Annotated in this window: 9 protein-coding genes; 5 read left to right on the top strand and 4 right to left on the bottom strand. The window is 41.6% G+C overall.

Going from position 1 to position 11,468, the window contains the following annotated elements:
* Window positions 1-31: 31 nt before the first annotated feature.
* Window positions 32-1,744 (bottom strand): GH3 auxin-responsive promoter family protein, encoded by a 1,713-nt coding sequence (locus PCC7418_RS19020; protein WP_015227812.1) that lies wholly within the window; start codon window positions 1,742-1,744, stop codon window positions 32-34.
* A gap of 45 nt (window positions 1,745-1,789) precedes the next feature.
* Here PCC7418_RS19020 and PCC7418_RS19025 point away from each other — a divergent pair, with 45 nt between their 5' ends.
* The 4 genes from PCC7418_RS19025 (at window position 1,790) to PCC7418_RS19040 (ending at window position 5,072) form a co-directional block, all read left to right on the top strand.
* The gene (locus PCC7418_RS19025) at window positions 1,790-2,710 is read left to right on the top strand and encodes a cupin-like domain-containing protein (RefSeq protein ID WP_015227813.1); all 921 of its coding nucleotides are present in this window, start codon (window positions 1,790-1,792) and stop codon (window positions 2,708-2,710) included.
* Window positions 2,711-2,736: 26 nt separating this feature from the next.
* Window positions 2,737-3,216 carry a sterol desaturase family protein gene (locus PCC7418_RS19030; protein WP_015227814.1) on the top strand — a complete coding sequence of 160 codons (480 nt, stop codon included), beginning with the start codon at window positions 2,737-2,739 and terminating at the stop codon, window positions 3,214-3,216.
* A 97-nt stretch (window positions 3,217-3,313) separates the two neighbouring features.
* Complete coding sequence (locus tag PCC7418_RS19035) at window positions 3,314-3,634, top strand: Mpo1-like protein (RefSeq protein ID WP_235620727.1); 321 nt, start codon at window positions 3,314-3,316, stop codon at window positions 3,632-3,634.
* Between the two features lie 40 nt (window positions 3,635-3,674).
* Complete coding sequence (locus PCC7418_RS19040; protein WP_015227816.1) at window positions 3,675-5,072, top strand: amidohydrolase family protein; 1,398 nt, start codon at window positions 3,675-3,677, stop codon at window positions 5,070-5,072.
* Between the two features lie 524 nt (window positions 5,073-5,596).
* Here the strand turns inward: PCC7418_RS19040 and PCC7418_RS19045 are convergent.
* Window positions 5,597-7,624 carry a cation:proton antiporter gene (locus tag PCC7418_RS19045; RefSeq protein ID WP_015227817.1) on the bottom strand — a complete coding sequence of 676 codons (2,028 nt, stop codon included), beginning with the start codon at window positions 7,622-7,624 and terminating at the stop codon, window positions 5,597-5,599.
* 407 nt (window positions 7,625-8,031) lie between these two features.
* On the opposite strand from PCC7418_RS19045, the gene PCC7418_RS19055 reads away from it, so the two are divergent.
* Complete coding sequence (locus tag PCC7418_RS19055) at window positions 8,032-8,772, top strand: DUF6920 family protein (RefSeq protein ID WP_015227818.1); 741 nt, start codon at window positions 8,032-8,034, stop codon at window positions 8,770-8,772.
* Between the two features lie 18 nt (window positions 8,773-8,790).
* On the opposite strand, the gene PCC7418_RS19060 is transcribed toward PCC7418_RS19055, so the two are convergent.
* Both PCC7418_RS19060 and PCC7418_RS19065 read right to left on the bottom strand, forming a co-directional pair.
* Window positions 8,791-9,465 carry a hypothetical protein gene (locus PCC7418_RS19060; protein ID WP_015227819.1) on the bottom strand — a complete coding sequence of 225 codons (675 nt, stop codon included), beginning with the start codon at window positions 9,463-9,465 and terminating at the stop codon, window positions 8,791-8,793.
* Window positions 9,466-9,467: 2 nt separating this feature from the next.
* Complete coding sequence (locus PCC7418_RS19065) at window positions 9,468-11,393, bottom strand: hypothetical protein (protein WP_015227820.1); 1,926 nt, start codon at window positions 11,391-11,393, stop codon at window positions 9,468-9,470.
* Window positions 11,394-11,468 lie beyond the last annotated feature (75 nt).

Here is an 11,468-nt window from a genome sequence, read left to right on the forward strand (position 1 = left end):
AGGCAATGAGCAACGACTCACAGATCTTTCATTACGAATCAAGTTCCCTCTCTCTAGCGGACTGAGAGGGGTTTGGTGATCGAACTGTTTGCAACACCGTCAACCCTGCGACTAAGGTTCGATCTTCGCTAATATGAGGAAATTTGAGTTGGGAGTCAGGTACACCTCTCTCTAGCTGCCGTTTTCGCACAATATTAAAACTTCCTGAAGCCAGTAAATGCAGTTGGGGGGGTGGGACTAAGTCTTGCCGTTTTGCGCCATAGCGGGGATTGACTTCTTTTAAGATTTCATCAAATCGTAACAAGAGTTTTTCTAAGTTGGGTAACGCCTGATCAGGAGGAAGTTCAATATTGAGAATGTAATGGGCTGGGGTTTCTTTTTCGGACAGGGTGAGACAAAAGTCTTCTAAGGTGAGATTAAATTCGGTTTGTAACCGTTGCATGACGGCGACCGCATGAGCTTCTGTTGTTTTCTCAACGGTGGAAGAAATGAGTCCTCCGCGACGATGACGAAATACAATGAGGGGGGCTTGATTGTAAAACCCCACAACTTGCACAACATCGCCATTATCGTAACGGTAAAAGCCACTATAGTTTGTGACAAGAATTCGGTAGCGTTGTCCGATTTCGACTTCTACTGCGAGTAGGGTTTGGGGTTCTTTTGCATCCCATTCTGATTCAGGAATAAATTCAAAGAAACCCGTCCCTACTGCTAAGACACTCCCATCCACGTCGAGATCGGGATAGATGCTATAAGTGGCTTCGGCGGAGGCGTAAGCAGCGCCAAAAACGGGGGTATTTTCGAGGTAGTGGGGGAAACGTTGTAAATAAAAGTCTGATGTTCCTCCTCTTGCGGTGGCGATATAGGAGAGGTTTTCCCAAACTTGCGGAGGGGTTAATCGTCCTTGACGAGTTAAAATCGTTTGTAATTGTTGGGCGCGTTGCGGTTGCGGTTGGAGTTGTTTTTCGAGTTGATTTCGTAAGTGAGATTCAAGGGTTAACCAGTTGGGAATTGTTCCTGTTTTTAAGTTATCAATGAGGTCATCACTATACTGTTCTAAATATTGACAAGTCCTCAGAATCAGCATGGGAAAATTAGCAACAATTCCGCCTGTTTCTGGATTTTGTAGGGCAAAGAGAAGGCAGAGATAATGACGGGCGAAACTATCACTCACTTGTAAGGTTTCGTAAGGATTCGCAAAGAGTTGTTGATAGACCCATTTTCCCATTTTTAAAACGCCAGCAGAACCACTACCATAGGGAATTCCCCCTGAGGTGTAACCAGAAATATTGGTGCTGTTGGTCAGCAAAAGTTTTCGTAAATGTGTGCCTCTTTTTTTTAATGCTGTACTGAGAAAACCGATACTAATTAAGTTTGCCCAGCCTAAGGAATTTTGAAACTTTTTCGTGACTGGAATCAGTTTTTGTTTTCCTGTTGAACCACTGGTGGTGTTGAAATAGACGGCGCGATCGCGCGTTAAAATATTTTCTTCTCCTGCTGCCATCTGTTGGATATACGGTTCATATTCATCATAGTTGCGAACTCTCATGCGCGATCGAAATTCATCAATACTTTTAATCTGACTCAATTTTTCTTCTTGTCCGAAAAGTGTATTTTGATGCCGAGTCAGTACGGCTTGTAAAAATTTCTCTTGTGTTTTGATAACGGCTTTGGTTTGTTGTTGAAATTGTATTTTTGCCACTTGGGAAGTCTGACTTAAAAGACTTAATAAAAGATTAGACATCAGAATTAAAGATATAATGAATTGAGGTGAATTTAAGTTTGATTTATGATCAGTAAAACGATCCAGAAAATTGCTCTCTGCGATTTATCTTTAGAATCTTTAGATAATTTTAAGATTCCAATAGTTATCACTGGATTATTGGGAAAAGATACGGAATGGAACTTAGATTATCTTTGCGAAACCATAAGCGATCATCGGTTTTTATTTCGGCATTATGGACAGCAACGCTATCAACAGGATAAACAAAAATGGCAGAGTATTGGCAGTGGGGTAGAAGTGCGAGAAATGCTATTTTCTGAGTATGCCCAAATGCTACGCAATGGTCAAGCCAAAGCGGAAGATATTTATTTAGCGAAAGCCGATCTCAAGGATACTCCCTTATCCCAAAGCCATTCCTTACAAGCATTGGGGTCTAAACTCAATTTAACTCCAGTCACTGACTATCGGATGTATATGGGACATGGGGGACATACCGCCTCCCTACACTACGATATTCTACATGGGACACTCTGTCAGCTTTACGGTCAGAAAAAAGTGATTCTTTTTCCTCCTCGGGTTACCCCATTTTTATATCCCTTTCCGATTTGGGTTCATTTGACTCATGGGATGAAATTACGCTGTTGTTATAGTCAAGTGGATTTAGAAACGAAAGATTTGACAAAATTTCCTGATTTAAATCTTGCGCTTCGGGAACAAAAAACTGTGACCTTAAATGCGGGAGAAGTGCTTTTTATTCCTGTGGGATGGTGGCATGAAATTAGCACCCTTGACACTAATGAAATATCTTGTTCAGTCAGTCGGTTTTGGCAAGTTTCTGCCCAAGCGGAAGGCTATTTATCTTGGCAACGGTGGCGACCTGTATTGGGAAATATTCTCGCTTTACCGCATCAGACGCAAAGGATGATTAAGCAATTCTTAAAACAGCCCACTTGGGCAACAATTCGGGAAATTTTGTATAGAATCTAGGAAGGAATCTGAGGAAGATAGGAGTGATGATTGTTTTAATTAGCTTTCTTGCTGCGTTTGTGGTTGCGAGTTTGGTGGAATACTGGATACACCGCCTGATGCACGCTTCCCAAAAATTTGGCGAACGTCATCGGGATCATCATCGTCGGAATGAAGGACAAGGGGTGATCTGGGAGTTCTTGGATTATGTTAAGGGCAGCGCGATCGCGATGGGATTGCCGTTTTTGATTTCCGTAGAAATCGGAAGCGGTTGGTTACTCGGTGCGCTAACCTATGCTGCCTTTTCTGCTTACGCCCATCAACTGCAACACGAAAACCCCACCCGTTGCTTCTGGATGAAAATGCCCGTTCACTATGTTCATCATAAATATGGAATGTGGCATCATAATTTTGGTTTAGGAGTGGATTGGTGGGATCATGTCTTTGGCACGTACAAGCAAGTCGATTGGCTGACAGAAGAAGAATTGTCCCAGCAAACCAGCTATTTTGCCCTCAAATGGTGGTAGATTACACTGATTGCAGTGGGCAAGAATTAATCTCCGAATCAGGTCATTCTCAGTTCCCAACTGTACAAATTTCTCAACACTTGTTTTAGAAAGGAGAGTGACGTTGAGTTACTTCCAAGAGGCAAAAGCACACTTCATTGCAAGTCATCAAAACCCAATTAATCAGGCTTTACACCACATCGTTAATATTCTCGTCTTTGTGGGGATTGGTTATTTGTTCATCGACTGGCGACTCAGTCTCGTTTGTGGTGTCTTAACCCAAGTTTTAGCCATTGGTGGACATACCTTTTTCGAGAAAAATGAACCAGCATTTAAAAAATATCCTGGAATTGTCATTCTAGCTTCGATGTCTTGGTCATTTGAAAACTGGTTTGGTTTACGTCAGTTATTCCAAGCCACAAAACAACAATCCAATTAAATCAACTGTAGTCAAACCCTTTGTGAGGAGTCTTTAATTCATGTATAACGGCTTATTAGTCATTGATGCGGATGCCCATAAATTAGAAAATCCGCTCATTTTACGAGATTATCTAGAACCCGAATATCGCGATCGCGTGGGATTAGTGGTTGACAGCTTAGGAGACCAACGCGCCAGAATCGTTGATTACAACCCCCAGACCAAAACCAATGATTTTGTTCGGATGTTCCCGCAACCGCAAGGGTTAGGAAAAGGCGGTTTCCGCAACTTACACCCTGATACTACTTTAGGGGCAATGTTCAACAAAGTGCGGATTCAGCACATGGACGAAGAAGGGATTGATGTCCATGTCATCTATGGAACATTAAACCTGATCTTTTCTAGCATTTTAGATAAAGATCTTGCTGTTGCCCTGTGTAAAGCCTACAACAACTACATGGCAGATGATTGTAAAGGCTATGACAATCGTTTGCAACCGATTGGTGTCATTCCCCTGCAAGATGTGGATGAAGCAGTAAAAGAGATGTATCGCTGCGTCAATGAACTAGGGATGATTTCCGTGGCGGTTGCGCCAAACCTTCCCATTCCTCATCCGAAAGCCCCAGATGCGTTCCCAGATATCCGTACCGCAAAATCGGTTTCTCACCCTGATTTCCGTCCCATTCTGCAAGCTGCTGTCGATCTCGATATTGGCTTAGGGATTCATGGTGGACCTGGATCTTATATGGTGGGTGGTTTAGCAGACCATACCGAAACCTTTGTTCTCACTCATATTTTTGTCCAACGAAACCAGCAACAACTCGCCTTAGCCCGGATGGTCTTTGATGGCGCGTTTGAACAATTCCCTGATCTCCGTGTGGGCTTCCTGGAAGGGGGATGTGGTTGGGTTCCTGATCTCGCCCATGCTTTCCATGAACATTGGGAAAAACGGATTCGCGATTTCGATCCCAAACATCCTTATCGTCCTTCCTTAATGGACTTCACTAAGTTAATGGTGCAAGAATACGGCGGACAAAATAACGTCAATATTATCTCGCAGGCGCGGAACTTATTTGATCTGTTGTGGAATAAACAACATGATCCCACACAAATTGAAGATGAAAGTCTTTATGAACACTACGATTTACGCCACCGCGATCCCTTAGACTATTTTGAACGAGGACAAATCTTTACCTCGTTTGAATCAGACGATCCCGGTCCTGCTTATCTTCCCCAAGCCATGGGTGAAATTGGAAAACATATTACCTGTTTCTCGGGCGACTATGGTCATTGGGATGGGGTTTTAAGAAACTGTGTGTCTGATGCAGCAAAGGTTGCGGATTACGATCGCGATCATCTTGCCCTTTTATTAGGCGGAAATGCTTTAGATCTCTACGGTCAACGGTTACGGAATGTTCTCCCTGAAAACCTTGCGGTTGCTGCCACTCCCACTAGTTAAAGCAATTTATTTTTAATGCTCTTTTCCCCTTTCTGTTAAGGCAGAGAGGGGTTTTTTACGGTGACCAGTTATCAGTGACCAGTGGATAGTGGACAATACTTTGAGTTCTCCATTGATTAAAATTCAATGGATTCACTCTTGTTGTGACTCAATGGATTAAAATCACATTTCGTCACTTCCTTTCCCACACTCAAGAATGGGAGACAGACCTTGACTAGGTTTCGCCCTAGCTGTATCCTTACCTGTTAAATTAGCCCGTTTGGGTTTTTCACCATTAAGTTTAGGGCTGTTTGGAATGATAACATAAAATGACACAAAAGGCTGAAGCCTTTAAGGGCCATTCATGAGGGGCTGTGTGCGGAGGTTTCCTCCGCACCTAGAAAGCCCCGTCCATCCGTTTCAAACGGATGGCTCTCTGACTGTTTTCCTGTAGTGAAAAGAAAGAAAAACTACCCACTACCCACTAACAAAGAACGAAGAACAAAGAACGGTCTTAACCGACCAATGGACTTTTTCAGGAAACCCTAAGTATAGAGCGGTTCGGCGACTAAAACCAATGATCCGTCTAAATTGGCAACAATTTCTGTGGTAATATCGCTAACGGCTAGTCCACCTGCGGTTTGTCGGCGTAATGCCCGTAAGACGGTTAAATCATAATCTTGGGCAACTTGAACAATCGCTTTGGGAACATGATCGTGAAGCATCGTTTGGATCTGAATCGGAAGCGGAAACTGATGCCACAGCAACCATTCCCTTAAGCCCGCTTCAAAGGCTTCCATATCCTCTTTCGATTCTCCCCAAAGCCCAATGTGAAGGAGAGTAACTTGGGCTTGATTCGTTTGCGCGATTAATTGAGCAAACTCAATGGTTCGCCAACTGGGAGGACTGAGATTTTCTATAGGGACTAAAATGCGTTTAATTTCGGTTGGATCTTTATGGAGATTCATCACAACAACGGGACAGTGGGCTGTCCAAAAGACATGATCAATGGTTTTACCTAAGAGACGTTCTCGAAGTGTGGTCGGACTCCAGCCCATAACAATCCAAGTCACCCCGTGTTCCCGTGCGGTGCGAGTAATGCCTTGGGCAATATTGTCATCTAAACGGAGTACAGGCTGGATGGAAACCTGAAACGGGTCGCTCAGTTCTTGGGTTTGTTCTAATAAAAATTGGGCTTGATCGATGTCCTTGGTTGTTGCCATACCGTCGATGACGACGGCTAAGGAAATTACTTTTCCTTCTCCTTGGCGAGCTAGTAAAGCTGCCGTTTCCACTAAATACGTTTTGGTGTTGGGGTTAGCGAGAGAAACCAAGACCCGAGAGGGGGGATAGGTGACAAACGTTTCTGGGATGGTCAGTGAGCTTAATTGTTGCTGACGACGTGGGGATTGTAGCTGACGACCGAACCGCTGCGTCAGAATCGGTCCCACCATGGCAGTTACAAGCATCAACATAATTACCGCATTGAATAATGAACGATCCAGTAAGCCCTGATTGAGACCTGCTAGGGCTGCAGCGAGGGTTGCAGCAACTTGCGGTAAGGACAAAGACCACATGATTAAGCCTTCGGTACGGGTATAACCATAAATCCATTGCGCGATCGCGGCAGCTAAGCCTTTACTGAAGAATAATCCTCCGACTAACAGCGCAGTTAAAGCTAAATTTCCTGTTAATGTTTCTTTTAAGCTGGATAAATCAAGGAGTAATCCCATATCAACAAAAAAGAAGGGAATAAAAAGGGTACTGCCCACAAAGGTAATCTTTTCTTCGACTTGGCTCCGTCCTACGACATCATTAACGGCTAACCCTGCTAAAAATGCCCCAACAATTTTATCGACTTGGATTAATTGCGCGCCCACTGCGGTTAAGAAGACGGCTAATAAAATAAATAAAAACTGATTGCTTTCATCATCTCCTGTTCGTCGAAAATAAAATTTTCCTGCCCAATCTAAACCGAATAAAATTAAGACGGCATAAATTCCTAAGGCAATTAATTGAATGATTAAACTTGTTACCGAAAAATCCCCTTGATGAATTGATAAACAAATAGCCAACAACAGAAGAGAGGCAATATCAGTAAAAATGGTTGCACCAATTGTTGCTACTATGGCTGGATTACGTTCAATCCCGAGTCGGGTGACAATCGGATAGCCTAACAAGGTATGAGAAGACATTAAAGATCCCATTAAAACGGCAGCCGTTATCCCATATCCAAATAAAGAACTGACTAAGATTCCGATGAAAAGGGGAACAAGAAATGTTGTGATTCCAAACCCTAAGGCTTTTCCTTTTGCTTTGCGAAATTCATTGAGATCAATTTCTAATCCTGCTACAAACATGAGATAAATTTTTCCCACATCAGAAAGCAGTTTCATGGTTTCTGATGCTGAGTCCAAAAAGTCTAAGCCGTCAGACCCTAAAGCAATTCCAGCAACAATTAATCCCACTAATCCAGGGAGTTTAAAACGCTCAAAAATGGGCGGGACAATCAGAACTACCAGTAATAAAATTGTGAAGGTAAATAAGGGGCTTTCAATTAGGGTTAACCACATGAGATCTGTCAAAATAAGTGCTGGGTTTCTCTCTTCTCAAAGAAACCTTAGCTACTTTGCCGTTATATCAATTCTCAATGATGGCTGCATTGAATTTTTCTATGGAAGCGGGATCTTTACATTTCTTCAAAAGCAAAATTTTATCCCCAATCTTGACGAAATTACGCCGTTTCAGGTATAGTGAGGAAAACAATAATCCAAGGGGAGTTTTTGTCTAAAACGAGATTGACTTGACTTAAACACCGATTCTTTCGTTGGAAATGCTGAAAACTTGTCAAGTTTTTTGAGGACAAGTCGTATGTATTTTTGTTGCTAGTTTAAAACTTTTGTGAAGAGAGATTGACGGTTAGCGAAAAATATGTATAGGTAGAAGCAATCAGTTTCTGTTAATCGTCTTGTCGGATTCCATGAATCAAATCGTATCGCTTCAACAATTATGGGAAACTGCTCCTCTTTCAGAAGAAAACTTCCGATGGGAAAATTATACTGCTTTGCCAGAAATCGCGCAATGTTATCTGAAACACGCAATAGCGCCAGAAATTCCTCTTGCTTCTGCGGTTCACCTGACCATGCACGGAGAAATTAAACTCAAAAATTGGCTTCCTTTTACTGCCGAACAAGTGATTGCGTTTCCGTTGGGGTTCATTTGGAAAGCAACGATGAAAGGGATTCCCATTCGGGGATTTGACCAACTGGTGCAGGGTGAAGGAAAAATGCAGTGGAAACTTCTCGGACTATTACCAGTTATGGAAGCATCAGGAGAGGATATTGCGCGATCGGCAATCGGTCGGATGTTGGGAGAGTGTATGTGGCTACCTTCTGTTTTGTGTCGGTCTGATGTAACTTGGAAAAGCCTCAATGCGTCGCAAGTGATCGCGCATTTGAAATTCCAAGCAGAAACGATTCCTCTTACCCTGAGTGTGAATACAGAAGGACAATTAGAAACCATCCAATTTCCACGGTGGGGAAACCCTGATGAACAAGGATATCGCAATATTCCGTTTGGGGGAATGATTGAAGCCGAACAAACTTTTGCTGGATATACAATTCCCACTCGTATCCGTGGCGGGTGGTTCTTTGATGGAGAAACCTTTCAACAGGATGGCGAGTTTTTCCGCGCGACGATTGATCAAGCAATTTTTCGCTAATTACTGTTTCATGCTCGCCTAACGGACGACTTGGGCTTCACCGAGAGGAGAGAAACGGATTTCTATACGACGACGACCTGAATTTTCCGCGCGATCAATGGGTGCAAATTCTTCAGAGTTAGGAAGAAATAATTGTGCTGCAGAAAAGGCATGGAATTGAACGTTTTGTAAGCGTCCTTGGGCTTGAACCTTTTGTAATTCTTTAACTACAGCCAGCGATCGCATTAACCCTAAATCTGCATTTGATCCCGGTTGGAGTTGAGTCATGGAAAGTTGACCATTAGCCACTTGTTCCAGATTTTGATCAAGATTGCTATTGCTTCCTCCTAAAACTTGTCCATCAGTATGACCAATAATTTCAACGCTATACGTTTGACTTCCTGCGGTAATTTCTTCGATTTTATTGACTAAGTTATTTTGAATATAAGTTTGAAGCGGAGAGGGTAAAACTGCACTCCCAGATTGAAACTTAAAGTCTCCTGAGTCTTGAATGATTAAAACTGGGGGGGTTTCTTTCACTTGTTCTAATTCTTTTTTCATTTGCTGATTTTCTTGGGTGATCAAGAAGATTCGGATCAGCGTAATGAATAGTAATAAACTTAGAATCATAAACGCATTGGACATTAAATCAGTAAAAGATGTCCAGATATTCGTTTCTTCGCTTTCTTCTTCCCAGCGTTTTCGTTTCAGCATGGTTATTGCTTAATGCTTTGATTAGTATTGATTTGATTTTCAAGAATCTGCTGAGACTGTTGATTTAACTGTTGGGTTTGTTCCTGTAATACATTTAATCCTGATACAGTCTTCTCTAACACTTGCTGTTGATCAATCCTAGAAATAAATTGAGAAAGTTCGCTTTGGATTTCGCAGAGTGTTTTTTGTTTTAAAGATTCGCTTGTGTTAGAGGCTTCTTTAACTTCTCCTAACTGGATGTTGAGTTGTGTTGCTACATTTCTGATTTCTTCAACACTAGATAAAGTCTTATCTTGATGATTACTATCACTGATTATGGTTAATAGTTTCATCAGGTTATATTGCAAACTAGCCAGTATTTCTTGCGTTGACTGTTGGTTTTGTTCAGTATTTTGATGCGATTGAATAATTTTTTGGTTTTGCTGTTGTAGGGTATCTAAACCAGAAACTGTTTTCTTGATGAAGTTATGATCACTAATTGCTTTCAGTAACAGATATAGAGATTGTCGGATTTGATTCAGTTTATCTTGATTGAGTTTTGCAAGTTCTTGGGATTTCTGATTTAATTGTCCAAGTTGTTCGCTGACTTGATTTAGCTGTTGGGTCGTATTTTCAGTTTGCGCGATCGCGCTTCCTAAATGATCAATTCCTTTTTCAAAATTCGTAATTGTTTCTGTAAACTGCGTTTGCGTGGTTTGTAGATTTTCACTGGCTTCGAGAAGCGTGAGATCAAACTGACTATTTTTAATTGTATTTGCAACTCCTTCAAACTGACCCGCACTCTGCTGTAAACTATCTGTAAACGTATTTAAGTTACTGGATAATTGTTCTGCGAGATCCGCAGCATGAAGATTACTATTGGTTAAGTCTTCGATATTGGTTTGTAACTTCGCGGTTGAATCCGCAAAAGCAGTTTGAGTTTCTGCTAAACTTGCTGTTAAACGATCTAAATTTTCTGCAAATTGACTCTCTTCTATTTTCCCTGCTGCGGTTTCAAAAATGGTCGCGCCTTGTGTTAGTTTATCTCCTACTTGTTGAATTTTAACGACTTCTTGTTCTAAGGATTCTATAGCGTATTGAAATTGAGTTGCGCCATGAGATAATGTTCCTGCGGTTTCGGTAAAACGTTCGTAAACTTGTTTGGCTAAATCAGTGGATTCTTGATTCCCCTCAGCAATTTTATCTGCAACTTTTCCTAAAGAGGCTTCTACGGCTTCTGTGACATTATCATGGAAACGGGTTAGAAACTCTTGTTGTTGAGATACCATCCGATCCACAGCGCGATCTAAACGGGAATGACTGGGAATTTCTGGAAGATAAACGTTATCAAGATAGTCTTCAAGGGTACTAAGGATTTTGAGTTTCAAAGCAGTGGTATTTCTATAACTATTCGTCAGAATCAGAATAACGCTACACCCCAAAGCGACTAAACTACTGATAAATGCAATTCCCATTCCCTGTAAAGGTTGCTGTAGTTCATCAATTAAATTTTGAATATCTGTTCCATCAACTTGATTTAACGTGGTACTGATATTACTGAGATTAATCGTGATTCCCACAAAGGTTCCGATTAATCCTAAAGTTAAAAGCAGATTAGGAAGAAGGCGACAAAATCGATCAGCAACTTCCCAGGGAACAGAAATTCCTAAAATCTGAATCCTTTCTTGACGGAAGACTCGATCAATGATTGCGGTGGTGTTAACGGCTTCTACTTTTTCACTAGCGTCTCGAAACCGTTGGCGAATTTTATCAATGATTCCTGTTGAAGCGCGATCGCGCACTAATTTATGAACCTGTTTTTCTAAATCCCTGAGTTTTCCATACAGTGATAAGCGTAGGAAAACGCCCAACACCGTCGGAAAGATAATAAAAATAAGGATCAAGAATAATAAATAACTGGGAAGGAGAGAAAAAAGTGAAGTTAACATAATAACTTGATACTTTAGTTGTGCTTATCTAATCAGCCATAAGTTGTTCAGAAAATCAATTTCTCCGATCAAAAC

The sequence above is a fragment of the Halothece sp. PCC 7418 genome, assembly GCF_000317635.1.
GTDB lineage: Bacteria > Cyanobacteriota > Cyanobacteriia > Cyanobacteriales > Rubidibacteraceae > Halothece.

Excerpts from the sequence above, each read along its gene's own strand:
- PCC7418_RS19065 (WP_015227820.1), bottom strand. The coding sequence starts at position 11,393 with ATGTTAACTTCACTTTTTTCTCTCCTTCCCAGTTATTTATTATTCTTG.
- PCC7418_RS19060 (WP_015227819.1), bottom strand. The coding sequence starts at position 9,465 with ATGCTGAAACGAAAACGCTGGGAAGAAGAAAGCGAAGAAACGAATATC.
- PCC7418_RS19020 (WP_015227812.1), bottom strand. The coding sequence starts at position 1,744 with ATGTCTAATCTTTTATTAAGTCTTTTAAGTCAGACTTCCCAAGTGGCA.
- PCC7418_RS19040 (WP_015227816.1), top strand. The coding sequence starts at position 3,675 with ATGTATAACGGCTTATTAGTCATTGATGCGGATGCCCATAAATTAGAA.
- PCC7418_RS19025 (WP_015227813.1), top strand. The coding sequence starts at position 1,790 with ATGATCAGTAAAACGATCCAGAAAATTGCTCTCTGCGATTTATCTTTA.
- PCC7418_RS19030 (WP_015227814.1), top strand. The coding sequence starts at position 2,737 with ATGATTGTTTTAATTAGCTTTCTTGCTGCGTTTGTGGTTGCGAGTTTG.
- PCC7418_RS19045 (WP_015227817.1), bottom strand. The coding sequence starts at position 7,624 with ATGTGGTTAACCCTAATTGAAAGCCCCTTATTTACCTTCACAATTTTA.
- PCC7418_RS19055 (WP_015227818.1), top strand. The coding sequence starts at position 8,032 with ATGAATCAAATCGTATCGCTTCAACAATTATGGGAAACTGCTCCTCTT.